This is a genomic window from Sorangium sp. So ce887 (assembly GCF_051521455.1).
Taxonomy (GTDB): Bacteria; Myxococcota_A; Polyangia; order Polyangiales; family Polyangiaceae; genus Sorangium.
In genome coordinates this window covers 2,977,562-3,003,195 of record NZ_CP150354.1, presented here as the reverse complement: position 1 = coordinate 3,003,195, position 25,634 = coordinate 2,977,562, and the positions used below count along the sequence as shown (strand labels likewise).

General features: G+C 73.4%; 22 protein-coding genes and 1 pseudogene. 12 read left to right on the top strand and 11 right to left on the bottom strand.

Annotation, left to right across the window (positions count from 1 at the left end; translation table 11 throughout):
* Positions 1 to 3: 3 nt before the first annotated feature.
* Positions 4 to 423, bottom strand: coding sequence for a hypothetical protein (locus WMF36_RS11395; RefSeq protein WP_437489746.1), 420 nt, complete (start codon positions 421 to 423; stop codon positions 4 to 6).
* 399 nt (positions 424 to 822) lie between these two features.
* Between WMF36_RS11395 and WMF36_RS11390 the strand changes: the two genes are divergently transcribed.
* Complete coding sequence (locus WMF36_RS11390; protein WP_437579624.1) at positions 823 to 4,920, top strand: serine/threonine-protein kinase; 4,098 nt, start codon at positions 823 to 825, stop codon at positions 4,918 to 4,920.
* A 97-nt stretch (positions 4,921 to 5,017) separates the two neighbouring features.
* Here the strand turns inward: WMF36_RS11390 and WMF36_RS11385 are convergent, their stop codons facing one another.
* Positions 5,018 to 7,066 carry a PQQ-dependent sugar dehydrogenase gene (locus WMF36_RS11385; protein ID WP_437581895.1) on the bottom strand — a complete coding sequence of 683 codons (2,049 nt, stop codon included), beginning with the start codon at positions 7,064 to 7,066 and terminating at the stop codon, positions 5,018 to 5,020.
* 172 nt (positions 7,067 to 7,238) lie between these two features.
* Between WMF36_RS11385 and WMF36_RS11380 the strand changes: the two genes are divergently transcribed.
* Positions 7,239 to 7,424 carry a hypothetical protein gene (locus tag WMF36_RS11380; RefSeq protein WP_437582068.1) on the top strand — a complete coding sequence of 62 codons (186 nt, stop codon included), beginning with the start codon at positions 7,239 to 7,241 and terminating at the stop codon, positions 7,422 to 7,424.
* A gap of 59 nt (positions 7,425 to 7,483) precedes the next feature.
* Here WMF36_RS11380 and WMF36_RS11375 read toward each other — a convergent pair.
* Positions 7,484 to 7,936: pseudogene (locus WMF36_RS11375) on the bottom strand (DNRLRE domain-containing protein); the annotation flags it as partial.
* A 689-nt stretch (positions 7,937 to 8,625) separates the two neighbouring features.
* Between WMF36_RS11375 and WMF36_RS11370 the strand changes: the two are divergent.
* Genes WMF36_RS11370 through WMF36_RS11360 form a run of 3 tightly spaced genes read left to right on the top strand, consistent with a single transcriptional unit; the run spans position 8,626 to position 11,997 of the window.
* Positions 8,626 to 9,150, top strand: a complete 525-nt coding sequence (locus WMF36_RS11370) for a hypothetical protein (RefSeq protein WP_437489736.1) — start codon at positions 8,626 to 8,628, stop codon at positions 9,148 to 9,150.
* Positions 9,131 to 9,508, top strand: a complete 378-nt coding sequence (locus WMF36_RS11365; protein WP_437579623.1) for a hypothetical protein — start codon at positions 9,131 to 9,133, stop codon at positions 9,506 to 9,508. Before WMF36_RS11370 ends, WMF36_RS11365 begins: the two co-directional genes overlap by 20 nt.
* 17 nt (positions 9,509 to 9,525) lie before the next feature.
* Positions 9,526 to 11,997 (top strand): SpoIIE family protein phosphatase, encoded by a 2,472-nt coding sequence (locus WMF36_RS11360; protein ID WP_437581894.1) that lies wholly within the window; start codon positions 9,526 to 9,528, stop codon positions 11,995 to 11,997.
* A 58-nt stretch (positions 11,998 to 12,055) separates the two neighbouring features.
* On the opposite strand, the gene WMF36_RS11355 is transcribed toward WMF36_RS11360, so the two are convergent.
* Positions 12,056 to 14,257 (bottom strand): serine/threonine protein kinase, encoded by a 2,202-nt coding sequence (locus tag WMF36_RS11355; RefSeq protein WP_437579622.1) that lies wholly within the window; start codon positions 14,255 to 14,257, stop codon positions 12,056 to 12,058.
* Between the two features lie 164 nt (positions 14,258 to 14,421).
* Here WMF36_RS11355 and WMF36_RS11350 point away from each other — a divergent pair, with 164 nt between their 5' ends.
* The 4 genes from WMF36_RS11350 (at position 14,422) to WMF36_RS11335 (ending at position 18,165) form a co-directional block, all read left to right on the top strand.
* On the top strand, positions 14,422 to 15,351 hold the full coding sequence (locus WMF36_RS11350) for an SIMPL domain-containing protein (RefSeq protein WP_437579621.1): 930 nt from the start codon (positions 14,422 to 14,424) through the stop codon (positions 15,349 to 15,351).
* A gap of 236 nt (positions 15,352 to 15,587) precedes the next feature.
* Positions 15,588 to 16,301, top strand: coding sequence for a hypothetical protein (locus WMF36_RS11345; protein WP_437579620.1), 714 nt, complete (start codon positions 15,588 to 15,590; stop codon positions 16,299 to 16,301).
* A gap of 27 nt (positions 16,302 to 16,328) precedes the next feature.
* On the top strand, positions 16,329 to 17,210 hold the full coding sequence (locus WMF36_RS11340) for a tRNA1(Val) (adenine(37)-N6)-methyltransferase (RefSeq protein WP_437579619.1): 882 nt from the start codon (positions 16,329 to 16,331) through the stop codon (positions 17,208 to 17,210).
* A 103-nt stretch (positions 17,211 to 17,313) separates the two neighbouring features.
* Positions 17,314 to 18,165 carry a PhzF family phenazine biosynthesis protein gene (locus tag WMF36_RS11335; RefSeq protein ID WP_437579618.1) on the top strand — a complete coding sequence of 284 codons (852 nt, stop codon included), beginning with the start codon at positions 17,314 to 17,316 and terminating at the stop codon, positions 18,163 to 18,165.
* 20 nt (positions 18,166 to 18,185) lie between these two features.
* On the opposite strand, the gene WMF36_RS11330 is transcribed toward WMF36_RS11335, so the two are convergent.
* Entirely contained in the window at positions 18,186 to 18,878 is a 693-nt protein-coding gene (locus WMF36_RS11330) for a hypothetical protein (protein WP_437579617.1), read from the bottom strand.
* A gap of 151 nt (positions 18,879 to 19,029) precedes the next feature.
* Between WMF36_RS11330 and WMF36_RS11325 the strand changes: the two genes are divergently transcribed.
* Positions 19,030 to 19,470: a nucleotide triphosphate diphosphatase NUDT15 gene (locus WMF36_RS11325; RefSeq protein ID WP_437579616.1), complete on the top strand. Its 441-nt coding sequence runs from the start codon at positions 19,030 to 19,032 to the stop codon at positions 19,468 to 19,470.
* Between the two features lie 41 nt (positions 19,471 to 19,511).
* Here WMF36_RS11325 and WMF36_RS11320 read toward each other — a convergent pair whose 3' ends face one another.
* The 5 genes from WMF36_RS11320 to WMF36_RS11300 form a co-directional block, all read right to left on the bottom strand.
* Complete coding sequence (locus tag WMF36_RS11320) at positions 19,512 to 20,324, bottom strand: PP2C family protein-serine/threonine phosphatase (RefSeq protein WP_437579615.1); 813 nt, start codon at positions 20,322 to 20,324, stop codon at positions 19,512 to 19,514.
* Positions 20,325 to 20,495: 171 nt separating this feature from the next.
* Positions 20,496 to 20,858 carry a hypothetical protein gene (locus WMF36_RS11315; protein ID WP_437579614.1) on the bottom strand — a complete coding sequence of 121 codons (363 nt, stop codon included), beginning with the start codon at positions 20,856 to 20,858 and terminating at the stop codon, positions 20,496 to 20,498.
* Positions 20,859 to 20,862: 4 nt separating this feature from the next.
* On the bottom strand, positions 20,863 to 21,261 hold the full coding sequence (locus tag WMF36_RS11310; RefSeq protein ID WP_437579613.1) for a PE-PGRS family protein: 399 nt from the start codon (positions 21,259 to 21,261) through the stop codon (positions 20,863 to 20,865).
* On the bottom strand, positions 21,258 to 21,821 hold the full coding sequence (locus WMF36_RS11305) for a hypothetical protein (RefSeq protein ID WP_437579612.1): 564 nt from the start codon (positions 21,819 to 21,821) through the stop codon (positions 21,258 to 21,260). Before WMF36_RS11305 ends, WMF36_RS11310 begins: the two co-directional genes overlap by 4 nt.
* Position 21,822: 1 nt before the next feature.
* On the bottom strand, positions 21,823 to 22,245 hold the full coding sequence (locus WMF36_RS11300; RefSeq protein ID WP_437579611.1) for a protein kinase domain-containing protein: 423 nt from the start codon (positions 22,243 to 22,245) through the stop codon (positions 21,823 to 21,825).
* Positions 22,246 to 23,174: 929 nt separating this feature from the next.
* On the opposite strand from WMF36_RS11300, the gene WMF36_RS11295 reads away from it, so the two are divergent.
* Both WMF36_RS11295 and WMF36_RS11290 read left to right on the top strand, forming a co-directional pair.
* On the top strand, positions 23,175 to 24,116 hold the full coding sequence (locus WMF36_RS11295; RefSeq protein WP_437579610.1) for a hypothetical protein: 942 nt from the start codon (positions 23,175 to 23,177) through the stop codon (positions 24,114 to 24,116).
* A gap of 174 nt (positions 24,117 to 24,290) precedes the next feature.
* The gene (locus WMF36_RS11290; protein WP_437579609.1) at positions 24,291 to 25,076 is read left to right on the top strand and encodes a hypothetical protein; all 786 of its coding nucleotides are present in this window, start codon (positions 24,291 to 24,293) and stop codon (positions 25,074 to 25,076) included.
* Positions 25,077 to 25,085: 9 nt separating this feature from the next.
* Here the strand turns inward: WMF36_RS11290 and WMF36_RS11285 are convergent, their stop codons facing one another.
* Positions 25,086 to 25,562: a hypothetical protein gene (locus tag WMF36_RS11285; RefSeq protein WP_437579608.1), complete on the bottom strand. Its 477-nt coding sequence runs from the start codon at positions 25,560 to 25,562 to the stop codon at positions 25,086 to 25,088.
* Positions 25,563 to 25,634 lie beyond the last annotated feature (72 nt).

Below are 25,634 nucleotides of genomic sequence, written 5' to 3'. Positions count from 1 at the left end.
GCGCTAGGCGAAGCGCACAACGATGCTGCTGTAGCCGCCCCGCGGGTCGTACTGGGAGGTGATCTTTCCCCAGGGATACTCGTACGGCGGCGCACCGAGGATCGATTCCAGCCAGGCATCGTGGTTCGCCTTGCGCTCGGCCTCCTCCTTCTCGGACCAGTCGTTCCAGAACGCCTTCGACTCCGCGCCCACCTCGAAGAGCTCGACCCACGCGATCTTGCCGCTGCAGAAGTGCAGCGTGACGCGGAAGGTCCGGAAGCCGATGCGCTGGCGCGCCGTCCGGTAACCGCTCCACGGCTGCGCCTGGCTCAGGGCGTTGGCCGTCCGCGCGAGCGGTGACGACAAAAACTGCGCTTCCGAGTACGAGGGTCCGATGCGGACCCCGGATGCGAGCTCGAGCTCGCCTGTCTGTCGATGGATCATCCAACCCTCCGACCTCTCGGCGCAGCATACACCACAGCTCCCGGCCCCGCGCGCCGAGCCGCACCCCGACCAGCCACCGGACTCTGCCGTTCCCCCGGCGCGGCCCGACTCCGCCTCTCCGCAGGTGGGTCCGCCGGATACCCGGCCCCCCACCAGGCCACCCCGCCGCTCGCAGGCGATGACCGCCGCGCGTTTCGCGCACTGCGACCCTCGCCGCACCTGTCCCCCCGTGTCGACACGACGCCCACGCTGTCGCGTGCGACCTGCGCCGTGCGCTTTTGCCGGGGGCGTAAAGCTGCGCGTGCAACGTGGCTTTTCTCGCTTGTGACGCGCGGAGACCCGGTAATATCGGCCACGTATCGCGCCGGCCCCCCATTCCGAGGTCATTTCGAGGTCTTCTTGCCGCGCTGCCCATCCTGCCATCGCCGACTTGCAGCCCTCGCCCCTTGCCCAGCAGACGGCGCCCTGGCGCCGCTCCGCGCCGCGCCGATCGATCTCGGCGCCGAGACGCCGCCGTCCCTCGCGGGCTTCCTCGTTGGCCAGCCGCTCGCGGCGGGCGCGTTCTCGGTCGTCTGGGGCGCGACGCGGCTGGAGGACGGCGCCCCCGCCGTGCTCAAGATCAGCCGGGCCCACCCGCTCCTCGCGCGCGAGCGCTTCCGCTGCGAGACGTGGGCGCTCGAGCAGCTCGGCCCCCCGGTCTCGCCGCGCCTGCTCCAGAACGGCGTGCTCGAGGACGGGCACGCGTACATCGCCATGGAGCGGCTCGAGGGCGAGACGCTGGCCGCTCGCCTCGAGGGCCTGCCCGCCGCGCTCGATCTGCGCTCCGCCCTCGAGATCGCGCTCGCCGTGCTGAGCTGCCTCCAGGTCGTGCACGGGCGCGGCCTGGTCCACATGGACCTCGCGCCCGAGAACCTCTTCCTCGAGCCCGGCGGGGGCGTGCGGCTCCTCGACTTCGGCCTCGCGCAGCGCGATCGCGGCGTCGTTTGCCACCCGGCGGACAGCGCGCTCACCACGCTCGGCGTCCTGCTCGGGACGCCCGAGTACGCCTCGCCCGAGCGGCTCCGGGCCGAGCCGATCGACAGGCGCGCGGACCTCTACGCGTTCGGCGCGCTCCTCTTCGAGCTGCTCACGCTGCGCCCGCCGTTCGCGGGCGATCGCGCGAACGTCGCGCAGGGGCACCTCGGCCGGCAGCCCCCCCGGCCGAGCGAGCTCGCCCCGATCCCGCCGTCCATCGAGGCCCTCGTCCTCGCCTGCCTCGCCAAGGAGCGGGCGCTCCGCCCGCACGACGCCGCTGGCCTGCGGGCCGCGCTCGCGTCGGCAGGCGCGGCGGTGCTCGCCCCGGAGGGCGGCGCCGCCGGCGCCGCGGAGGCCGCGGGGGAGGACGCCGCCAGCAGCTCCTCGGACCGGCAGGACACGGTGGTGCTCGCGCTGGAGGCCCGCGGCGCCGAGGCCGAGGTCCGCGCCGCCGTGGCCCGGCACGAGGGGCACCTCGCGCGGCAGCGCGGCTACCGCTTCGTCGCGATCTTCCCCGGGCCGAAGGAGGCGGCCGCGGAGCGCGCGCTGCTCGCGGGGCGGGAGATCGTCGCGTCGGTCGGCGCGCCCCTCGCGATCCACGTCGCGCCGCTGAAGCTCCGGCGCGAGGCGCGCGAGGGCGACAGCGTCCAGGCCGTCACCGGGCTCGCCGTGGAGCGACCCGAGGCGTGGCTCCCCGCGGATCCGTGGCGCGGGATCGCGCTCAGCGCCGAGCTCGTCACCGCGCACCCCGGCTTCGACGTCGCCGCGGCGAGCGAGGATGGCCGCTACTTCTTCGCGCAGGAGGCGCCCCTGTCCCCGGGCGAGCGCGACGCAGCGCGCGCCGCGCCGCCGCCGCTCGTCGGGCGCGGCGACCCCCAGAGCGCCGTCGAGGGGAGCCGCGAGCGCGCGCTCGCGGGCCTCGGGCCCGGCCTGTGCGCCCTGATCGGCGAGCGCGGCGTCGGCAAGTCGCGGCTCGCCGACGAGCTCGCCGAGAGCAGCCGGCTCGCGCACCCCGGCGCGCTCGTGATCTCGGTGCGCGCCGAGCTGGAGCTCTCCGGACGCACCGGGGGCCGATCCGGACAGACCGCGGCCGCCCTGCTCGCCGAGGTGCTCGGCCTTGACGACGGCGCGGAGAACAGCGCGGAGGACGGCGCGCGCGCGGCGCCCCGCGACCCGCGCGCGCTCTGCATCGAGCGGCTCGGCGAGCCGCTCGGCGGCGACGTGTGGCCCGCCGTCGCCGCCTCCCTCGGCTGGCTCGACGGCTCGTCCGACCGGCCGCTGCCGGCGCGCCGCGGCAGCGTGATCCGCGCGATCGCCGAGGGGCTCCGCCGCCGGGCGACGGAGCGTCCCGTCGTCGTGATCGTCGACGACGCGCACTTCGCCGACAGCGCCGCGCTCGACGCGCTCGACCTCGCGACGCGCCGCGAGGCGCAGCTCCCGCTCTGGGTGCTCCTCACCGGCGCGCCGGAGCTCGCGGCGCGACGCCACGCGCTGAGCGCCCGCGATCACGCGCGCGATCGGGTCGCGCTCTTGCCGCTCGACGACGCCGCCGGGCTCCTCCTCTGCGCGGAGCTCCTCCGGCCCGCGGAGCACCCGCCGAGCGCCGCCCTCCGGCGGATCTGCGCGTGGGCCGGCTACAACCCCCGCTGCCTCGTGGAGCTCACCCGCGCGATCAAGCGCGCGGGCCTCGTGCGGCTGCGGGCGCGCTCGAACAGCTACCAGCTCGCGACCGCCGAGCTCGAGAAGCTCCCGCCGTCGCCCGCGTGGCAGTGGTCCGCGGCGCTGCAGCTCGAGGCGCTCCCGCCCGAGCTCGGCGCGTGCGCGCAGCTCTGCGCCGTGCTCGGCTTCGAGCTCTCGGAGGACGTGGCGGCGGGCGTGCAGCGCGCGCTCGAGCGCGAAGGCGAGCGCGAGGACGCGGCGGCGCAGCGCTTCGACGTCCCGAGCGGCCTGCGCGCGCTCGTCGCGCGGGGGATCCTCGCTCCCCGCGGCGTGCACGACGCCGCGCGCGGCGAGGGCACCCCGTGCGGGGGCGCCCGTTATGCCTTCCGGAGCGCGCTCTTGCAGGAGGCCATCTACGCGCTCCTCACGGAGGAGCAGCGCGCGGGGATGCACCGGCACGCGCTCGCCGTCTGGGAGCGCCTGGCCGAGGCCCAGCCGAGGGCGCCGGATCTGCTCGAGCCGGTCGCGTGGCACGCCGCGGCCGCCGGGGCGCACGCCCGCGCGGCGCACGCGTACCTGATCCTCGGCGATCTGCACCGCGACCGGCACAACAACGCCGTGGCGGAGGGCCACTACTCGTCCGCGCTCCTCTGGGCCGACGGCGACGATCAGCGCCAGCGCTACCTCGCGCTGCTCGGCCGCGCGCGCGTGCGTTACCGCGTCCTGCGCACCGGCGAGGCGCTCGACGATCTCCGCTCCGCGGGCGCGCTGGCCCGCACGATGAAGGATCCGCGGATGATCGCGGAGGCGCTGCTCGAGGAGGCGACGGCGCTCGACTGGGCCGGCGCCTGGGAGGAGTCGGCGGCGCGGGTCGAGGAGGTGATCCCGCTGCTCGACGTCCGCGAAGGCCACGTCGACCCGGCGCTCGCCGCGCGCTTCGAGGTCGCCGCCGGCCGCTCGTCGTTCCGCAAGGGCAACCTGGATGACGCCCTCGAGCGGCTGACGCAGGGCGCCGAGCGGGTCCGCGAGGCCGACCACGACACGCACGTGACCGGGCTGACGCTGCTGGCCTGCGTCCTCATGCGGTGCGGCCACCTCGACGAGGCGGAGCAGCGCTTCGACGAGGCGGTGCGCAGCTGCGAGGCGCGCGGCGATCGGGTCCACCTCTGCGCGGCGCTCGTCCGCCGGGCGGAGCTCTGGCCGGCGCTCGACGCGCCGGATCGCGGGATGGCCGACCTCAGGCGCGCGGTCCGGCTCGCCCGCGAGGAGGCCAACACCTGGGCCGAGCGCGAGGCGACGATCAAGCTCGCGGAGCTGCTCTACCTCTGGGGGCGCGAGGACGACGCGCTGCCCCTCGTGCGGCAGGTGCGCTCGCTGGACGAGCAGTTCAAGGACCGGCCTGTCTACAGCAGCGCGCTCCTCCTCGCGCGGATCCACGCGATGCGCGACGAGCACGCGGACGCGAGCCGGCAGCTCCGATGGCTCAGGGCGCAGGGGGCGGTCGCGGACCTGCCGCCGTACGCCCAGGCGCTCCTCGGCGTGATGCAGCTCGCCGTGAGGGACCCGCGGTACAGCATGGAGGGCGCGCGCACCCGGGCGACGATGCGCGAGGAGGGGGAGCCGCCGGGCGAGCTCGGCAGCGGACTGAGCGCTGACCAGCGGGTCGAGCTCCTCTACTGGCGCGCGCGCGCCCTGCTCGACGCCGGCCGCCCCGAGGACGTGGCGCTGCTGCTCGCGCGCACCGCGCCGCTGCTCGCCGAGAGCAGGGCGTGGCGCCCGCGCTTCGCGAAGCTCCGGGCGGGGTACGGGCAGCTCGCCGGCTAGCCCTGCGCTCGCGGGCGAGCCACCCCCTGCGACGCGGCGCCCTCACCTCGGCCTCACCTCGGCCTCACCTCGGCCTCACCTCGGCCTCACCTCGGCCTCACCTCGGATCGATGCGGAACACCTCCCCGGTGAGCATCACCACGTACAGCTCGCCGGCGGCGTCCTCGCCGAACGAGGCCGCCGGCAGGCTCGACGCGAGGTCCGCCGTGATCTCGACGTGATCCCGGACCGCCCCGCCGTCCCACCGCAGCGTCCAGAAGCGGTGTGTCCCGTAGTCGCCGTAAACGTACCTCCCCTGGAGGCACGGAATGGCCGAGCCGCGGTAGACGTGGCCGCCCGTGATCGAGCCGCCCTCTCCGCTCGAGTGGCTGTGCTCCACGGCGGGCGCGACCCCGACGCGGGAGCACCCGGATGAGACGCAGTGGTCGCCTTCCATCGTCGGCCAGCCGTAGTTGCGCCGCCCGGTGCGGGCCGGCTCGATGTTGAGCTCCTCCCAGGCGTTCTGTCCCACGTCGGCGATGTAGAGGTCTCCCGTGCGCCGGTCGAAGCTGAAGCGCCACGGATTGCGCAGGCCGTGATCCCACACGAGCGGGTTCACCCCTGCGCCGGAGAGATTGCCGGACGGCCCGAGCCCGGTCGTCACGTCGATCCGCAGGATCTTGCCGAGGGGCGACGAGAGTTCTTTGGCCGGAGAGGTCGAGTACGGCGTGACGGCCGCGTCGCCGACCGACGCGTAGAGATGGCCATCCGGTCCGAACGCGAGCGTACCGCCGACGTGGTTCCAGCCGCCGTGCCTCGCATCGAGGAGCGTCCGGACAGGCAGGCTCCCCGCCGACGTGTCGGCGACATCCGGGTTCGTGGCCGAGCGGCGGAACTCGGCGATCGTGACGTTGCCCCTGGGCGCGGCGGTGTAGAAGAGCCAGAACCTGCCGCTCGTCGCGTAGCTCGGGTGGAACGCCATCCCGAGCAGCCCGCCTTCCGCGGTCGGGCTGGGCGTGCACACGAGCGGGTGTGCGCTCGCCGGATGCGACGGCGGGCACGAGGTCCCGCCCCGGAGGTCGAGGAACGGCGTGGACAGGAGGACACCGTTCTTGATGAGGCGGACGACTCCGTCCTTTTCGAGGACGAACATCCTCGAGGTGTCGCCCGGCGGGCTCGTGAGGAAGAGGGGCGTTTCGAGGCCGGAGGCGATCTGCGTGAGCTTCAGGCGCGGCACCCCGGAGCACGCGGGGCCGGCGCTGCCGCCGCCGGTGCTCGCGCTGGAGCTCCCGGTGCCGGAGCTCCCGCCGCCCGCGCCGGTGCCGGTGCTCGCACCGCCGGCGCCTGAGCTCCCGCTGCCGGCGCTCGCGCTCGCGCTGCCGCTGGCCGCGCTGCTGCCGGCGCCGCTCGCCGCCCCGGCCGGCGGCCGCAGACCCTCGATCCACGCGCGGACCGTCGCGAGCCCCGCCGTGTCGATGGCCTCCGACCCGATCGTCGGCATCTGCGCCCTGGAGCCGCGGTGCGCCATCCGCCGCACCACGGCGCTCGACTCGGGATCTCCCGCGGCGATCCTGTGGACCACGCCGGGCTCCCAGAAGCTGGGCGTCACGCCCACGCCCGTCGTGTAGATGTCGGTGCTCTCCACCGTGGTGTTCGCCGCGAGCAGGCGTGTCCGCAGGGTCGCGACGCCGGCGCTGTTGTGGCAGTTGCCGCAGTTCACATGGAGATACCCGAGCGCCGCGGCCGCCGTCGCGTCGCCCGGCGGGCGGACCCCTCCCGGCATCGGCACGGTGAGCCGTCCGGCGTTGCTCAGCGACGTGATCGTCTCGCCCGGGCCATGGTGGCTCAGCTGGAGCGCGCTGAAGCCGAGGACGCGCTCCGGGAGCTTGCCGTGGCACTCCCAGCAGTCCGCGGTCCGCGGGATGTCGTGCGCGGTCCCGCGCGCGTCCTCGACGCCGTCCTCGACAAGGAACGCGTCGTTCCCCGACGGATCCCACGCATACGCGGCGAACAACCAGTCGTCGATCCCCGGTCCGAACCGGTGGATGAGCCGCGTCTCCACGGCCACCCCCTCGGCGCGGAACTCCTTCCAGAAGCGCGCCCCCACCGGCAGCGACCAGTGATCCATGTCGCTCGTGTCGACGGTGGAGCAGCGCGGCAGGTACACGAAGCGCCGCTTGGCTGCCCCATCCGACCAGAGCTCGAAAGCGGGGCGGAACTCGAGCGTGTTCGCCGCGCGCGACCGGGTCGCTATATCGGCATAGAGCCCGGTCTCGGAGAGCCGCTCGGGCGGCGACGGATCCGGCGGGAGCGCGGCCGGGTCGGCGCACGGATCGCCCGTGGAGCTCGACGCGCCGGTGCTCGCCGCGCCGGTGCTCGCCGCGCCGGTGCTCGCCGCGCCGGTGCTCGCCGCGCCGGTGCTCGACGTGCCGGTCGTCGCGCCCGAGCAGGGAGCGCAGTGCGGCCCACCGCAGTCGACGCCCGCCTCGAGGCCGTTCCTCGCGCCGTCCGAGCAGGTCACGTAGCAGACGTCGAGCCGGGGGCGCTCCTCCACGTTGCCGATCTCGCTGCTCCTCAGGTCGGTACGGTGCGCCGTCGCCTCGTCGAGGAGCACGCCGTGGTTCGGCGCGGTCCCGCGCACCCACGCCTGGACGAGCGACGACACGTCCGCCGCGCGGGCGCCGACGCCTGCCTCGGCCGCGATCGTCGCCGCGCTCTCCCGCTCGAAGCCGCTGTCGCCGACGCTGCGCCACGCGGCGGTGCGCTCCTCCCACGGGACCACGACCCGATGAACGCTGATCGCGCTGCGCTCGGCCTTGTACGTCTGATGGAAGATCATCGACGCAGAGACGACCGTCGCGCCTGTGGGCACGGGAGAGAGGTCGAACTGCACGACGGACCGGCGGCGGCCCGCGCTCCCGGCGGATCCCGTCGAGAGGTTCGGAGACGCCGAGTCGCTCCACGTTGGAGCATTTTGCCACAGTGTCGCATCTCTCACCGTGCCAGGCCTTCCACGCTGGATCGAGACGCACACCATTGCATCGCTCGAGAGCGCCGCGCGAGCCGTGGCAAGAGCGTGACCAAGAGCGGGCGAATCGCCGGAGTCGCCCTCCCCCACATCGTCGATGCCGCCGGTTCCCTGCGCGATGTCGCGCTCCGCCCCGGGCCCTGAGCTACAATTGAGAGTCGCGGCGGCGGCTCCGGCGACGATGCCGCGCCTCACGAGGGGATGCACGCGCGATCGCGATATCGCCATCGAGCGGCGAGCGCGGCGGACGGGTGGCCCGAGCGGCCCGGGCGAGAGGGGTCGTCGTTTCATACAGCAATAACCTCCTGGTGGGGTTGCCCGCCGGGATCTCTCCCGCAGGCGACGGCAGTTGTGCGCGAGGCGCTCGGGGACCCGACCGGATCCACGGACACACCTCGCCATCGATGGGCGCCGAGATGACATCAATGAACGTGCCACTCGATCGCGACAGCGCGCCGCGTCACGTCACGGCCCACGTGAAGCGCGCCGTTCGCCCCGTCGGCGAAGCGCATTACACCCATGGACAGCGTCAGCGCTCGCGCCGGGAGGGTCCATCCCTCTCGCGCGTCTCCACGGCCTCGCTCGACACCGCGCGCGGGAACGCGAACGAAAACGCGCGTGACCGCCGTCACGCCGTCACGCCGCTCGCGGAAGTCCCCGGTTGGATCCGGCGCGAGGGCGGCGTATAATGACAGATTGTGTCATCCCCCGAACCAACGCAGAGCGCTTCGCTATTCCTCTGCATCACCTTCTTTCCGAGCGAGCGCCTGGCGACGGCGGTGCTGCGGCTGGTGTCCAGCTTCTGCGGCGCGGTGCTGGACGACGCGAACGTGAGCTCGCGGTTCTACATGGCCGCGCATGAGCTCGCCGAGAACATCACCAAGTACTCCACCGGCCCTCGCGTCAGCCTCGAGCTCGCGCTGGAGGAGGACGACAGGTCGCACATCATGAAGATCCGCGCGCGCAACGAGGCGTCCCCGGAGCGCCTGCGGGAGGTCGAGAAGCGGCTGCTCGACCTGAAGACCGCGAGCGACCCGCTGAAGCACTACGACGAGCTCATCACGGAGACTGCGATGATCGAGGGCGTCTCCGGCCTGGGCCTCGCGCGCGTCCGCGCCGAGGGAGGGCTCGACGTCGACTACAAGATCGAGGGCAACGAGCTCACGATCATCGCGCACGCGCCGCTCGAGCGGTGGAGGCTGAATGAGCAGCTTAAGGGTTGAGCCCGTCGTCACCGAGAGCTTCGGCATCGAGCCTGCCCTCAACGGCGATCGGCTCAGCATCAAGCTCACCGGGACGGGCGACATGGCGGCGGCCGCGCCGCTCGGCAGCTATTGCAATGAGGTCCAGCACGAGGTGAAGCGCCTCTCGCTGACCACCGTCGAGTTCGACATACGCGCCCTGTACTTCCTGAACTCGAGCTGCCTGAAGGCGTTCATCGCCTTCATCTGCGGCGTCGCCGCCCACGGGCTCGGGTGCGAGATCAGGTTCGTCACGGACGCGCGGCTCGGGTGGCAGCGGCGCAGCCTGGCGGCCCTCCAGCGCATGTCCCCGAGCCTCGTGTCCATCGACGAGGCGTGAGCCGGGAGCGCTCGAGCATGGCGGCGAAGCGGCCCACGATCGCCCTCCTGACCGACTCTCTCTGCGGCGAGTATCAGTCCGAGGTGCGCTTCGGCGTCGAGCGCGCCGCCCAGGCGCACGACGTCAACCTCGTCGTCGCCTTCGGGGAGACAGGCGCCCGCCGGGGTTGCACCCTGGACGCCCGGGGCAGCATCTATGCGCTCGTCGGCGCGGCGATGGTCGACGGGCTGGTGATCGTCTCGTCGGCGCTCACGAAGCACCTCGGCGTCGAGGGAGCGTACGCGTTCTGCCGATCGTACGCGTCCCTGCCCATGTGCAGCGTGGGGCTCGCGATGGAGGGCATCCCGAGCGTCATCGTCGACAACGCGCTCGGGGTGGAGGCGGCGGTCGCACACGTGCTCGACGACCACGCGTGCCGGCGCATCGTGTACATCAGCGGGCCGGTCAACAACGAGGAGGCGAAGCTGCGCGCCCGGGCGTACCGGAGGGCGCTGGAAGCGCGCGCGCTCCCCTACGACGAGCGCCTCCTCGTGTTCGGCGATTTCCTGATCGACGGCGGCCGCCGCGCCATGCGCGAGCTCCTCGCGCGCGGGGTCGACTTCGACGCGGTCATCGCCGGCAACGACAACATGGCCCTCGGCGCGATGGACACGCTGAAGGCGCACGGCGTCGACGTCCCGGGCGACGTCCTCGTGTGCGGGTTCGACGACGTCGCCGTGTCGCGCGTCACGAGGCCGTCGTTGACGACCGTTCGCCAGCCGATCAAGGAGCTCGGGGCGCTCGCGGTCACGACGGTCGTGCGCCAGCTCGGCGGCGAGCGGGTGCCGGAGTGCAGCCTGCTTCCGGTCGAGCTCACGCGGCGCGAGTCGTGCGGCTGCGGCTACTACGCCGCCCTCCCGCGCGCGTCCGCCGGGGCGCCCTCGCGCGGCGAGCCGCTCTCCACCGCCGAGCAGCGGGAGGACCTGGAGCGCGCGCTCGCGCGGTCCGTGACCGCCTCCGCCGCGTCGCTCAGGGCCTGGCCCCGGGAGCTGCTCTCGGCGCTCGAGGAGGAGCTCGCCGGGCAGGAGGGCCGCTTCCTGCGGGCGCTCCAGGGCCTCCTCGACGCGGCCGGGCGCGAGGGCGTCGCGCTCGACCAGCTCCAGGGCGCGATCACGCTGCTCCGCGCGCGGGTCCGCCGGGCGCCCGCCGGCGCCCCCGAGGACGACCTCGAGCGGCTCTGGCACGCGTCCCGCACCCTGATCGGCCACGCCTCCACGCGCGCCGAGGGCGAGAAGCGGCTGCACCTGGAGCGCGCGGCGATCCACCTCAGCTGGACCGGCAGGTGCTTCTCGACCAGCCTGAGCATGCCCACGCTCCGGCGCACGCTCGCGACGGAGCTGCCCAGGGTGGATCTCACGCGCGTCGCCATCTCGCTCTACGACGACCCGCAGCACGCCACCTTGCGGTCGCTCTTCCTGATGGAGAACAGCCGCGAGGTGGAGCCGCCGCCCGCGACCTTCGCGTCCTCGTGCCTCGCGCCGCCCGGCTTCCTGGGCTCCGCCGAGCGCTGGAGCGTCATCGCGATGCCGCTCACGTTCGGCGAGGCGGAGCACTTCGGCGTCGCGCTCGTCAACAGCGGCGCGAACGAGGTGGTCTACGACGCGGTGCGCCTGCAGATCGGCTCGGCGATGAAGGCCGTGTCGATGCACCGCGAGATCGTCCGGCAGGTGGAGATACGCGAGCGGCTGGAGCAGGAGCGGGTCCGCCAGGAGAGCCTCGTCGCGGAGCGCATCCAGACCACGCTCGTCCCGTCGCGGCTGCACGTGGAGGGGCTCGAGCTCTGCGCCGTGATGAAGCCGGCCGCCGAGGTCGGCGGCGACTACTACGACGTGATCGCGACGCAGGAGGGCGGGTGGCTCGGGATCGGCGACGTCGCGGGGCACGGGCTCGCGGCGGGCCTCGTCATGCTGATGATCCAGAGCATGGTCGCGGCCATGACGCGCAGGGATCCGATGGCCAGCCCGGGCGAGCTCGTCTCGGCGCTGAACGGGGCGATCTACGAGAACGTCCGGGAGCGCTTGAAGCGCGACGAGCACGCGACCCTGCTCCTGCTCCGCTACGAGCGCAGCGGGCGGGTGACGTTCGCCGGCGCGCACGACGACATCGTCGTGTGCCGCGCGGGCACGCGGCGGTGCGAGTGCGTCCCGAGCTCCGGCATGTGGGTCGGCGTCCTCCCGTCGATCGACGCGATGACCCACGACGCCGAGCTCCGCCTCGAGGACGGCGACCTCCTCGTGCTCTACAGCGACGGGGTGACGGAGGCGCGCAACGCGGAGCAGGAGCAGTTCGGGCTGGAGCGGCTCTGCTCCGCCGTCGAGGTCTCCCAGGACGCGCCCGTCGAGCTCATCCGCGACCGGATCGTGAGGGACGTCGAGAGCTGGAGCTCGAGCCCGGACGACGACATCACGATCGTCGTGGCGAGGCACCGCGCGCCCCCGGGCGCCGGGTAACCCGGCTCCGCCCCGGGGAGGAGCGCGCGCGTGACAGCGGGCAGCGCGCGACCGACCGTCAGCCGGTGACGCGCCCCTCGATGATGCCGCCGTCCGCCGTGATCGCGACGACCACCTCCGAGTCGACGAACAGCGACACGACCGGGCCGACCCAGGCGTCGTTCTCCCAGACGCACTCCCACGTCCCCGCCATCGGCGGGATGCCGCCGCGCCGCACCCAGATGCGCCCCGCGCTGCCCGCCCAGGCGCGGCCCTCCGCGTCGATCGTCGCCGCCGACAGGGCGCGCCGCGGCTCGATGTGCTCCGTGAAGACGCTCTGCCCGTACCGCCAGACCACGCTCCCGTCCGCGCCGACCGCGATGCCCACGCCGAGATCGGGCCGCCCGGCGCACGCGACGAACGCCCGCGCCGGCGGCGCAGGGATGCGCTCCAGGTGCCAGTCGAGCGGCGCGTAGAGCGCGACCAGCCCCTCGCCCGCGGTCGACCGGCCGACGAGCAGCCACCGCTCGTCCTCGACGCGCGCGACCGCGGCGAGCAGCGCGACCCCCTCGGCCGGCATCGGCCGCAGCCAGCGCTTGGCGATGAACGCGTGCAGGAGCGGCCGCGGATCGTTCGGCGTCGTCGAGACCAGGATGCCCATGTCCTCGAGGTCGCCGCTCAGCGCGACGTGGCTCTGCGGCTCGCCCGGCAGCTGGAAGACGCCCGTGACGCCGCCCGTCGTGTACACCGCCAGCGTCGAGGCGTCGCCGCCGAGCAGCCAGCGGCCGGGCCCGATCCGGTGCACGAAGCGCACGCCCTGCGGGCTCGGGAGGCCGCCGGACGACGCCTCGCTCCAGCTCGTCCCGTTCCAGAAGAGCAGCCCGCCCGTCGCCGCCGCGAGGCACCGGCCGTAGCCGTCCCAGGCCACGCTCCGGATGACCGAGTCGAGGCTCGGGTGGTGGAGCACGCTCCACGTCCAGCGCTCGACGATGAACGACGACTGCCGCGGCGGCGGCTCCCGGCTGGCGCGCGGCGGCGCGCTGATGAGCTCGGCCTCGATCGCGCGGTCCGTGCTCGGGCGATCTGCGCCGCGATCCGGCGCGCGATCCGCGGCGGCGCCCCTCGGCTGGCGCGGCGAGAGCAGCGTCTGGCCGAGCTCCCCCTTGAGCTGCACCGGCGCCTTCACGTGCGTCCCGGGGAGGGTCATGGGCGCCATCTCCTCCTGGGCGCGCGTGCGCTGCTCGCCCGCGCTCGCCACGATCCGCTGCTCCAGCGCCGAGACCGGCGAGGCGGGGCGGAGGTACGGCGAGAGCATCGCGGCCACGGCCACGGCCTCCTGGAGGCGCTCCTGCGCCTCGCCGGCGGACGCCCAGCGGAGCGCGAAGTCGATCGACTTGCACGCCTGGTCGTTCCCGCGCAGCGCGGGGTGGAGCCACCGCGTCTCGAGGAGGCTCCGGCGCGTGCGCGCCATCGCCGCCATGAGCGCCTGCGCCTGCGACTCCGCGACGATGAACTGCTCGCCCGTGAGCAGGAAGAAGATGACGGACGCGAGGTTGAAGATGTCGGTCCACGGGCCGATCGTGCTCGGATCGGCGGACAGCATCTCCGGCGGCGCGACCCCGGAGCCGCCGACGACGCCGGCCATGATCGTCTCGCGGATGCCGCGCGGCCGCGCCATGCCGAAGTCGCTGATCTTGAACAGCTCGTCGTCGCCGGAGCCGCAGCACAGGATGCTCTCCGGCGTGAGCTGCCGGTGGATGACGCCCACGTCGTGCACCGCCGACAGCCCGCTCGAGATGCACTCGATCGCGCGCGTCGCGCGCGCCGGATCGAACGCGTGGCCCGTGGCCTGGATCGTCCCCTGCACCCGCTGGCGGAGCGTCACGCCCTGGACGCCGCCGTGCACGTACTCGATCGTGATCCAGGGCAGGTCGAGCGTCTTCGTGCCGCGGCGGACCTCGAACGTGCCGGTGTCGATGAGCCGGACCACGAAGGGGGTCGGGGGGACCTGCTCGTTGAGGCGGCCGAGGGACACCGCCTCCTTCTTCACGATGACGGCCGCCGACGGACCCATCTGCCGGAAGAGCGACGGCCTCAGCACCTTGACGACGACGGGGGTCTCGCCCTCGGGGGCGGTGCGGACCGCGTAGTACGAGACGAACATCGCCCCGGCCCCGGCCCGCGACACGATCCGGTAGCCGATGCTTGGCGAGAGGTCGCTGGGGATCGTGGCCCCCTGCAGACCTCCGAGGGCCTCTTCATCGCTGGGTATTGTGAGCACGTGAACGACCATAGCGCACCCGGCGCGCCGTGGAACAGCTTGCCGACGGGGGGGCAATGCGGCCCCCTCCGGGCATCCCCCGCGCGGCGCCCGGCGCGCTCTGTTGTGCCCGGCGCGCCCGGCGCGCCCTGTAAGGCGGCGCGGGCGTCGCGCGTTGCACGGGCATGAAGAACCAGAGCTCTCTGTCGCGCCGGCTTTGTCTCGCCGCGTTCCTGCTGTCGACCGCGCCCCTGCTCGCCGCGTGCGCGGCGCAGGCGACGCCGCCCCAGGCCGTCGCTCCGGAGTCCCACACCATCACGGTCGTCGGCCGGGGCGAGGTCAGCGCGAGGCCCGACATCGCCCGCGCCCAGATGGGCATCGAGGTCATGGCGCCCACCGTGGCCGAGGCGACGAAGTCGGCCGCTGCGCGCATGACCGAGATCATCGCGGCGCTCAGGAATGCCGGCGTCGCCGACAAGGACATCCAGACCAGCAACTACTCCATCCAGCTCGTGCGGTCGGCCGACGTGCCGCCCTGGATGCATCCCCCGCAGCCCCTTTCGGCGCCCGCGCCGGCCGTGGCTTCTGCGCCGGCCGCGGCGCCCGCGGGGCGCGCGGCGCCCGCTGGACGAGGGCCGAAGCCGGCGCCGCCTCCGGCGCAGAAGCCGCTGGCGCCGCCCGATCTGGCGCCGGCCCAGCCGGCGCCGCCGGCGCACTTCTATCAGGTGAGCAACACGGTGATGGTCGTCGTGCGCAACCTCGACCAGGTCGGGGCGGTGCTCGACGCCGCCGTGGCCGCCGGCGCGAACAACGTGTGGGGCATCTCGTTCGGCCTCGACAAGACCGACCCGCTCGAGGCGCAGGCGAGGGAGAAGGCGATCGCGGACGCGCGGGCTCGCGCCGAGGCGCTCGCCAGGCTCCAGGGCGTCTCGCTCGGCCGCGTCGTCGCGATCAGCGAGATCGTCGACCAGGGCCCGATCCACGCCCCCCGCCTCGCTGCCGCCTCGTACGCCGCGGACATGGGCACCCCCGTCTCGCCCGGCGAGGTGTCGTTCGGCACGCAGGTGAAGGTCGTCTACGCCCTGGAGAGCGCGCCGGCGAGCCCGCGCAAGTGATCCCCCGGCGCAGCCCTTCGACTCTCCGCGCCGGCCCTCACGCGCTCGCTCCCCGTGGGCCGAGCCTCGGCCTCGTGCGCTGAGCGGCCGGCGCTTCGCCCGGCGGCGGGTCGATGGCGCCGCCGCGCGCCGCGGCGGTCGGATTGCAGCTATCTCCAACCGCGCGTCGCCCTGACAGATACAGTTCCGGCGTCCGGCCCTGACCCCACCCCCCTCCGCCCCTCCACAGCGCCATCATGACCGCTCCCACCTGCCCTTCCCTCCTCCGCGCTGCCGTCCCCGCGGCGCGCCCGCGTTCTTCTGCCGCGCTCGCGCGCTCGCTCGGGGCCGCGGCGCTCGCCGTGTCGGCCGCAGGTTGCCTCGTGATCTCGCCGCCGGAGTACGAGCACCCCGAGAAGACAGCGCCGGTCCTCACGGCGGTCTTTCCTTCGCCGCACATCCCCGTGCACATCGATCCGCAGGACAGGTCCATGGATTTCCGCGCGTCGGTGCTCTCCGAGGACAACGGCGACCCCGTGCAGGTCGCCTTGTACATCGATTATGGGAAGGGCTCTGACGGGTACCCGTACCGGAGGATCGTGTCCCCGACGCCGATGCCGTTCGGGGCGGGGACCATCGCTGGCGGACAGCGCCCCATCACGGTCAAGTGGGGCTTCAGCGTGGACCAGCTCCCGACGGACGGGATGACGCCGGAGCGGGAGTGTCACACGATCACCATGGTGGCGTCGCACGCCTTCGACAGCCGCAGGTGCAATTGCCCGGCCGACCCGGATGACACGAGCTGGCTCACCTGGCAGGTCATCAACTGCGACCCGAACGAACCGACCTGCCCGGCGTCGTGTCCAGCGCCGGACTGCGAGGACAGCCCGTGCATCTTCTGCGATGATCCCTCGCTCCAGGACACCTGTACGAGCTCTGGCGCCGCGCAGGAGGGCTCAGCGGGCCCCTGAGCCGGCGGGGCGTGGTACATGGGGCCGATGAGCGCTCCCCCCGACGTCCAGCCATCCCTCGCGCCGCGCGGCGGGGTCGTACGGCCCGCGCGCCGGCCGCCCGGGTGGGTCGCCCCTGGGCCGCGGCCGGTGACGCCGGAGCGGCCGGAGGTCTGGCCCGGCCCCGGCGAGGACCTCTGCTATCTCTCGGGCGATTTCCGCATCCTTCAGCGGCTCGACGGCCACCGCTGGTCGGCCGACGATCTCGTGACCGCCTGGTTCGCGGCCGAACGGGTGGGGCACGCGCCCCCGCGCCGCGCCGTGGACCTCGGGTGCGGGATCGGCACGGTGCTCCTGTTCACCGCGTGGCGCTTTCCGGACGCGCGCTGCGCGGGCGTGGAGGCGCAGGAGGTGAGCGCGGCGATGGCGCGGCGCTCGGTCGCGTGGAACGGGGTCGACGTGCGCTGCGAGGTCCGGTCCGGGGATCTGCGCGACCCTGCGGTGCTCGACGGCCTCGGGCCGGCGGACCTCGTGACGGGGACGCCGCCGTACTTGCCGGTCGGGACAGGCATCGAGTCCGATCGGGTCCAGCGCGGCCCGTGCCGCTTCGAGCACCGGGGCGGCGTGGAGGACTATTGCCTCGCGGCGGCGCGGCTGCTCGCTCCCGGCGCGCCGTTCGTGGCCTGCGCGTCGGCGCGGCAGCGGGGGCGGGTCGAGGCGGCGGCGGCGGCGGCGGGGCTCGCGCTCGAGGCGTGGCGCGACGTCGTCCCGAAGGAGGGCAGGGCCGCGCTGTTCTCGGTCTATGCCCTGCGCCGCGCCGGGGACGTGGCGTCGTGCCGCGACGAGGCGCCGCTCGTGCTGCGCGGCCCGAACGGACGCTTCACGGAGGAGCACAACGCGCTCCTCCGGACGATGGGAATGCCGGTGTAACGACGGGTCCGCGCACTACGGATCTCGGTGATCTCCAGCATACGAGTCCGAGGTCGGCCGCTTCGGCGTGGACCGCGGAGCACGACCGCGGTAATCGTCCGCGATGAGCCTTCGGATCACCCAGGTGGATGCGTTCACGGCCAAGCCGTACCGCGGCAACCCGGCGGCGGTCTGCGTCCTGCCCGAGGCGCGCCCCGCGGCGTGGATGCAGGCTGTGGCGCGCGAGATGAGCCTCTCGGAGACTGCCTTTCTGGTCGCCCGCGGCGACGGCGGCCATGATCTCCGCTGGTTCACCCCGGCGGTGGAGGTCGCGCTCTGCGGGCACGCCACGCTCGCGAGCGCGCATGTGCTGTGGGAGGCAGGCCTGCTCGCGCGCGACGAGCAGGCTCGCTTCTTCACGCAGAGCGGCCTGCTCACCGCCTCTCGCCGCGACGGCGGCTGGATCGAGCTGGATTTCCCGGCGAAGCGGGAAGAGAAGGAGGATCCGCTCCCGGGCCTCGCACAGGCGCTCCGCGTGGAGCCGCTCTACATTGGCAGGAACGCGTTCGACTACCTTGTCCTGCTGGGTTCGGAGGATGAGGTCCGCGCGGCGACGCCCGACTTTGGCCTCCTCGCGACGCTGCCCGCGCGGGGCGTCATGATCACGAGCCGGAGCTCGTCCCGGGACTTCGATTTCGTCTCACGGTTCTTCGCCCCTGCCGCGGGCATCAACGAGGATCCGGTCACCGGCTCTGCTCATTGCTGCCTGACGCCGTTCTGGGCTGCGCGCCTCGGCAAGGCCGAGATGCTGGCCTATCAGGCCTCGGCGCGGGGCGGCGTGGTGCGCGTGCGCCTGCGCGGCGATCGCGTCGACCTGGGCGGCCAGGCCGTCACCATCCTGGAGGGCGAGCTCCGCGCGGAGCCGAACATCCGGGGCGAGGGCTCTCCCCCTTCGGACAGCCCTCCTGCCCGCTGATCCGCGCCTGGCGCCGAGGGTCAGCTCGGCTGCGACACGAGCGGCAGCGTCATCGTCTGCGCCCGGAACAGCGGCTGTCCGTCGCGCGAGAGGAGCGCCTCCTTCGCCGGCTGGCCCGCGGCCGCGCGCGGTCGTGCCGGTCGCGCCGGTCGCGCCGGCTTGTCTCCCGGCTGGGGCGCAGGCGCAGCGGGCGCCATCTCGACCGGCGCCTCCCATGCGTTTCGGGTCCCGCCCGCCTCGTTGGCCTGGAAGAACACGGCGCGGAGCGCCCTCCCCTCGACGTCCGTCTCGACGGCCATCATCCAGAACCACGGCCCATCCGGCTCGGATTCTTGTCCGAGGAACGAGAAGGTCATCTGTCGCGGCTCGTTGCGCCGGTTGTGCTCGCTGCGGGCGGCCTCGAGGTGTCTCTGCGACGGTTTATCGGCCGGCCCGCGGTACACGCGCACCGCGACCCCCTCGATATGGGGCATCAGGTACAGCCCGTCTCGCTGCACGGTCAGCCACGGGTGTTTTCCGCTCTCTGCCAGCCTGCAGAGGGCATGACCGAACCGCTCGTGCGCTTTGCAGCCGATGCCCCAGCTTGTATCGCCCTCTTCGCGGTTCGCCTCGCTGAACGCCTTGTTGCGGACATTGACCGCCGTCTGCGCCAGCAGGACGAGCCGGCTCGGCTCAAGGACGGGGTTCAGCTCCCAGGGAAGGGCGGCATCCATCGGACCCGGCACGCTACGCATGTTCACTGAAAAGTCAATCACCTCTCGCTCCACCGCCATGCCCCCTGAAACCTCCCGCGCATCGGCGACCGCGGGCCTCCCTGTGCTACAGCGCCCGCGCCAGCGCTTGCGCGCGGCCCGGAGGTATTCTGTGGGATCCCCCCCGATCGTCGGAGCTCCCGCCGCGGATCGTCCGCTGGTGGGCGTAGGTGTCATGCTGGTGCGCGATGGCCGCGTGCTCCTCGCGCGGCGGCGCGGCAGCCACGGCGACGGCAGCTACTCGTGGTGTGGAGGCCACCTCGAGTTTGGCGAGTCGTTCGAGGCCTGCGCGGTCCGCGAGGTGCTCGAGGAGAGCGGCCTCGTCGTCAGAGAGCTCTCGTTTTTGTGCCTGAGCAACCTCATCGCCTACGGCAAGCATTACGTGGATATCCAGCTCCTCGCCGAGGACTTCGAGGGCGAGCCCGAGGATCGCGAGCCCCACAAGATTGCCGGCTGGGCCTGGTATCCTCTCGACGCTCTCCCCGAGCCGCTCTTCCGCCCGGTGGAGCTCGCGATCGCGAGCTACCGCAGCGGCCGCCGCTACAACCCCTGACCCACCCGGCCCGGGGCGGCGCCGCCCTGCGCCGGGCCTCGTCAGCGAAAGCCGCAGCACGTCGCCGCCGCGCACGTCACCCCCCTCCGAGCCGCGCCAGTACGCACGTCACGTTGTCCGGCCCGCCGTGCTCGTTCGCGAGGTCGACCAGCAGGCTCGCCGCAAGGCTCAGCTCCCCGTGCGCCTCCAGGACTCCCGCGATGCGCTCCTCGGGCACCGGGCCCCCACAGCCCGTCCGAGCACACGAGGAACACGTCCCCCGGCACCGTCGCCTCCACCCGCGACTCGATCGCCACGCTCTCGTCGCAGCCCAGCGCCCGCGTCACAGCGTTCGCCCGGTCGCTCAGCGCCTCGATCGCCGACAGCGAGCAGCCCCCGTCCCGCAGGAGCTCCTCCAGCAGCGTGTGGTCCTGCGTCAGCCGCTCCAGCTTCCCCTCGCGCATCCGGTACACACGCGAGTCGCCCACGTGCGCGATGTACGCCATGCCCGGCCCCAGCAGCACGCCCGCGAAGGTCGTCGCCATCCCGCGCATCTCGTCCTGCCGCTGGCTCGCCTCGTAGATCGCCCGGTTCGCGCGCCGCACGCTCAGCACCAGCCGCACCTCGTCCCGGTCGCGCGGCCTCGACGTGCCGAGCGGCCACGTCTCCTCGAGATCCTCATCCACGTCGAAGCAGCTCTTGGCCACTTCAATGGCCATCCGCGACGCGACCTCACCCGCCGCGTTGCCTCCCAGGCCGTCGGCCACCATGAAGAGCCCCAGGCACGGCAGCGCCGCGAAGCTGTCCTCGTTGCGGCTCCGGCGCCGACCCACGTCCGACTGCGCTGCCGCCTCGATGGCGAGCTGTGGATACACGTTCGTCCTCCTCGCACGCTCGTCGATGAGACAAGCCGAGCCAAAGGCGCGCCGCGCACGGCGGCGCGCGTTTCCCTGGATGTGATCAGGCCGCGCCGCGCGCGGCCGTCTCGCTACGTCGTCGCTTCGCTACCTCGTCGCTTCGCTACGTCGTCGCTTCGCTACGTCTCATCAGCTCAGGCGCAGCGCCACGAGCGCCACGCAGCACAGGACCGCCAGCACGAAGGCCGCCGTGCCGAGCCACGCCAGGCGCGACCTGCGCCTGGCGTCCTCGCCCTCCACCAGCACCGCGCCCGCCCACGCTTCGTTGGCCTCTTGCTCCATGGCTTCCATCGCCTCGGCCTGAGCCGCCAACTTCGCGAGCTCCGCCCGCACGTCCGCGCCTCGCGCCAACCGCAGCAGCAGCGAGCCGCGCGCCTGCGCCCGGCGCAGCATTCGGAGCTGCTCCGCCTGCGCCTCCGGCGTGGTCGAGCTCCACACCGGATCCACCCACGAAGGCAGGACGCGGGCCGGCGTCTCGTTCGGTGACTTCATCGCTTCACCCTCCACACGGCGACTGCGTCGCGAAGTCCCAGCAGCTCCCTTCGCTCCCCGGCGCTCCGGCGTTTTCCGGGGCTCCTCCGGGGCCGGCGTCGCCGCCGGTGCCGGGTGTGCCGGCCGCGAATTGCACCGCCGGCGCTTCGCTCGGTGTCACCGCATACGCAAGGCCTACGGCATAGCCGCCCCGGCCGCCACCACCCGAGCCACCGGACCCGCCTGCGCCACCCTTTCCGCCATCGCAGCCGGCTTTGCTAGGCGCTGTCCCCGAAGCCACCGCGCCCGCGGCCCCATTGCCGCCAGCCGCGCCGCTTTGCCCCGCCGCCCCGGCGCCTCCGTTGCCGCCCTTGCCGACCGCGATCGTCACCCCGGTCAGCTTCAGCTGGTTGCCCAGGCTCACGATCCCGATGCTCGACCCGCCCGCCTGCCCGCCTCCGCCTCCCTTCCCACCGCAGCCCCCGGCCCCGCCGCCTCCGCCGCTGGCCCCCACGCCGTCAACGGTGTCCGGTCCGACCTTGCAGAACAGCCCCGCCTTCGCCCCGCCTCCCCCTCCGCCGCCTTGACCCCGTCCGCCGGTTGTGCCCGGGGCGCCGTCGCCGCCGCTCGTGCCGCCTCGACCTTCATCCCGCGCTGGACCTCCGTGTTGGCGAGGTTCGCCGCGATGTCGTAGCTCTGCTTCAGCGACCACGCCGTCCGGTACGCCTCGTACGCCGCGTCGAGCTTCCCGAGCCGGTACAGCTCCTTGCCCCGCGCGAACGCCGCGTCCGCGTCGCGGGACGCCTGCGCCGCCGCCGCGCTCTCCGGCGGCGCCTGCGCGCCCGCCGCCGCCGCGCCCGCCGGCGCCGCCTGCGCGCCCGCCGGCGCCGCCTGCGCGCGCGCCGCTGGAGGCGCCGCGGCCACCGCGCCCACGACCAGCACCAGCCAGCCCGCCGCGCGGGCCCCCATCGCTCTCGCCTTCATCTCAGAACACCTCCGGTGGCAGGGGCCCCGGCCCCGCGCTGCTCTCTGGCGGCGGGGATGCGCCTGCGGCCGCGGAGCTTACTCCACCAGGTGCGGCAAGCGGCGCCGCGACCTCGTGGACCTGCACCACGTTCGGGTGCCGCATCCGCGAGAGCACCTCGCCCTCACGCAGCAGCCGGCGGCGCTGGTCCGGATCGTCGAGGAACTCGGATCGCACGATCTTGAGCGCCCAGATCTGCCCCTTGTCGGCGACGGCGTACACCGCCCCCATGCCGCCCTGGCCGAGGAGCCGCTCGACACGGAAGCGCCGCAGGAACCAGGTGCCTGGATCGAGGAGCGGAGGACGGTTCCGGCCGGCCGCCGCCGGGGGCGCCTGGCCGGCGCGCGCCTCGGAGACCTCGTCGTCCTGTGACCTGCGTTTCACCGTGTACCTCCGCGCCCGGCGCCGGGACGCCGCCAGGACTGCCCGGCGCCGCGAGCCATGCCCTCCCACGCTCCCGCGTCGCTTCCATGCTGGTTATCCGGAAACGGTCCCCGAGGTGCTCACGTCGCGCGCCGCGCGACGCCGCTGGAGTGCGGTGGTGGCCTAATTTGCCCCGGAGTGATTCCCATGAAGGCGGGAAGACAGGAAGATCATTGATCTTTTCTTCCCGCCTCCCCGCCTTCATGTTCAAATCCGGCCACCACCCTGGAGAGCCTACGCGATGCTCCCGGCGGCGTCCCCGGCGCATCCCAGGCATCGTGGCACCGGAGCGGCGTGGACCGCCATGGGTCCTGGGAGGCAGCTGGCTGCCTCCGGTGCATCGATCCCGAGCCCGGGAAGGCTGCTGGCTGCCCCCGGAGCATCGATCCCGAGCCCGGGGAGGCTGCTGGCTGCCTCCGGTGCATCGATCCCGAGCCCGGGGAGGCTGCTGGCTGCCCCCGGAGCATCGATCCCGATCCCGGGGAGGCTGCTAGCTGCCTCCGGTGCATCGATCCCGATCCCGAGGTGGCTGCTGGCTGCCTCCGGCGCACCCATCCCGGATCCGGCAGGGCAGCCGACTGCCTTCGAGCACCGCGGGCGGCCCGCCGGTTGCGGCCAGTGCTCCTGGCCGGTGAGGTCAGGGGCCGGCGCGGGATGTGCTTTGAGCGCGTGATGCGGGCGACAGTGACAGGCCGAATGCGCGGCGAGCGCCGGGGAGCGATCCAGAACAGCAAATCAACGACGTTGACGGACGGACCGGGGTGACTATCCCTGGTGGACCGCCCGGCGCGCGCCGGGCGATCTTATCGAATCCAGCGCGGGGGACCAGGAGCACGACAGGGTGTCTCTTCGCCTCTCCGCGTCCGGCATCAACGAGAGGTGGTCCCCTCATGGCCAAGCCTTCTGCTCCGCTCAAGAAAAAGCCAGCTCCCACGAAACCCGCTGCGCCGCCCCAGGCGGCGGCGGCGTTCGACAAGGTCGCGCCCGACATGGACGCGCTGGAGCGGCACGCGCTCATCCCGATCAACATCGATATCCCGCGCGCTGTCTCCCAGGTGCTCGGGGTGCTCCCCGGCCTGCTCGCCCTGCGCCCCCTCATCGCCGAGCGACTGCCGACGCACGATGTCGGGCTGGTTGACCGGCTGGAGACCTACGCGCTCGCCGCCTGGGTTGCGCACCTCGCGTGGCTGTCCAGCGGAGGAGCGCAGAACGGGCTGAAGCCGCTCGCCGAGGAGGCTGTGCCGCTGCGCGCGAACCTCCTCGGCGACGCAGAGGCCCTGGCCCGCCGCGGCTTGCTCGACGCAGAGACGGTCGCAGACATCCGGGCAGGGAACGGTCACATGGACACGGCCAACGACCTCGTCGCGCTCTCGGCGCTGTTCAGCGACAGCTGGTCCGAGATCGCGGGGAAGACCGCCGCGACCGAGGAAGAGGTGAGGCGCGCCGGCGAGCTCGGGCCGCAGCTCCTCGCCGCCCTCGGCGTGAGGGAGCACGGCGCCGCCCCGGGCCCGAGCGACGCCGCGGACAAGCGGGCGCGCGCGTTCACCCTGTTCGTGAACGCGTACGACCAGACCCGCCGCGCCGTCACCTACCTCCGCTGGAACGAAGATGACGTCGAGACGATCGCACCGTCCCTCTACAAGGGCCGCGGCGGTCGCGGGGCGTCGTCGAGCGACACGGACGCTGCGCCGCAAGTCGCTCCGCCGGCGCAGCCGGGCGCCGCACCGCCCGGCACGGCGGCGCCCGCACCGCCCGGCGCGCCGGCGCCCGCACCGCCCGGCACGCCGGGCGCTGTGCCGCCGGGCGCGCCGGCCGTCGTGCCACCCAGCTGAGCCGCCGCCGCCGCTCCGCGCTCCTGTCGCCCCCGCGCCGCCGGCAGGCGAGCCTCAGCCGGCTCTCGACGGCGCGGACTCCCCTTCCGGTTTTGCTCGACGCCCTGCCATGACCGGCGATTGAAGCGCCCCGGAGGAGCAGGTACCCCTGCCTCCGTGGCCCGCACTGCGCCCGTGCCGAACATCCCCGCAATCCCCGGGATGAACCCCGGCATCTTCATCCTGGGGGGAGGCGGCAGCGGCGGCCCGGGCGGCGGGGGTGGCGCCGGTGGCCAAGGGGCCGGCGGGGGCAGCGGCGGGGACCGCGCGGGCGGCGGGGGCAAGAGCGCGCCGGATCCGAACCGGTATCCGGAGTGCGGCACGGTCTCGCACCCCATCGATGTCGTCACGGGCCGCGTCTTCACGCACGCGATCCCGATCTGCGCGCTGCCGGGTCCGCTGCGGCGCGCGCGGCCCACAGCCGTGGAGGACCGCAACGGCAACCGGATCGCGCTGGCCTATGACGAGCAGGATGGCCGGCTGGCCGAGGTGATCGACAGCGCCGGGCGGTGCATCCGGCTCCGTGACAGGACGGCTGGCGGGCAGCGGGTGACCACGATCGAGGTGCAGCTCGACGAGGAGCGCGGCGAATGGCTCGCGCTCGGCACGCTGACGTGCGACCCGCGCGACGACCTCGTGGCCGCGACCGACGCCGGTTGGAAGCCCGGAGCAGCTGCAGCAACAGCTCGCCCGTGCGGGAGCTCGCCCCGTCCTGCTCCTCGTGTGGCGACAGGGGCGCACCCGGTACGTCGTCGCGGAGCGGTTCTAAGGACGTGCTCGAAGTGGCGAACGCCCGAGAACCCGCGGGCGTCTCGATGCGCCGGCGGATGGGAATACGGAAAGATCACCACGATAGCGGGGCGTATAGGCGGGTGGCGGGCGCGCCGTCCGGGCGAGCGCAGCCGGCCCCGCCTCGCCTAGTACCGCGGCTCAGAAATCCCGCCAGGACTTCTGCGACGACGAGGCGGACGCCGACGAAATATCAATAATTTCAAATAATTCCGGCTGATTCGCGGCCGAGCGAGCCTCCGGCATGGCCCACGCGCCGCCGGTAGCCGTCGCGTCGCCCCCTTCGGGCTGGCCGGCGTCGTCATCGACCGCGTCGGGCGCTTCGTCATGCAGCGCGCGGGCGAGGGACGCGTCGTCGCTCGGCGACGGCGAGCCCGCCTCCAGCTCCGCGGACGTGGGAGCACCTCCATCTGCGGGGCCGCCCTTGCCGTTCAGCTCGGGGATTGCCTCGTCCAGAGGCGCGAAGTCCCCCAAGCCGAGCTCAGCAACCTTGCGCGCCGCGCGCTTGTAGTGGTGGATCTGACGGCTCGACTTATGCCCGGTCCGATCGGAGATCCACGTCTCCGTGCGGCCGTTCGTGAGCTTGATCGTGATGAAGGTCGCACGGGTGTCGTGCAAGCGTATATTCAGCCTCGACTGTGTGGTCTCAAACAGCTCGGGCCGAACGATGCCAGCGCGGCGCAGGTGATT

Excerpts from the sequence above, each read along its gene's own strand:
- WMF36_RS11360 (WP_437581894.1), top strand. The coding sequence starts at position 9,526 with ATGGCGGCGAAGCGGCCCACGATCGCCCTCCTGACCGACTCTCTCTGC.
- WMF36_RS11350 (WP_437579621.1), top strand. The coding sequence starts at position 14,422 with ATGAAGAACCAGAGCTCTCTGTCGCGCCGGCTTTGTCTCGCCGCGTTC.
- WMF36_RS11395 (WP_437489746.1), bottom strand. The coding sequence starts at position 423 with ATGATCCATCGACAGACAGGCGAGCTCGAGCTCGCATCCGGGGTCCGC.
- WMF36_RS11295 (WP_437579610.1), top strand. The coding sequence starts at position 23,175 with ATGGCCAAGCCTTCTGCTCCGCTCAAGAAAAAGCCAGCTCCCACGAAA.
- WMF36_RS11330 (WP_437579617.1), bottom strand. The coding sequence starts at position 18,878 with ATGGATGCCGCCCTTCCCTGGGAGCTGAACCCCGTCCTTGAGCCGAGC.
- WMF36_RS11315 (WP_437579614.1), bottom strand. The coding sequence starts at position 20,858 with ATGAAGTCACCGAACGAGACGCCGGCCCGCGTCCTGCCTTCGTGGGTG.
- WMF36_RS11305 (WP_437579612.1), bottom strand. The coding sequence starts at position 21,821 with ATGAAGGCGAGAGCGATGGGGGCCCGCGCGGCGGGCTGGCTGGTGCTG.
- WMF36_RS11345 (WP_437579620.1), top strand. The coding sequence starts at position 15,588 with ATGACCGCTCCCACCTGCCCTTCCCTCCTCCGCGCTGCCGTCCCCGCG.
- WMF36_RS11365 (WP_437579623.1), top strand. The coding sequence starts at position 9,131 with ATGAGCAGCTTAAGGGTTGAGCCCGTCGTCACCGAGAGCTTCGGCATC.
- WMF36_RS11340 (WP_437579619.1), top strand. The coding sequence starts at position 16,329 with ATGAGCGCTCCCCCCGACGTCCAGCCATCCCTCGCGCCGCGCGGCGGG.
- WMF36_RS11335 (WP_437579618.1), top strand. The coding sequence starts at position 17,314 with ATGAGCCTTCGGATCACCCAGGTGGATGCGTTCACGGCCAAGCCGTAC.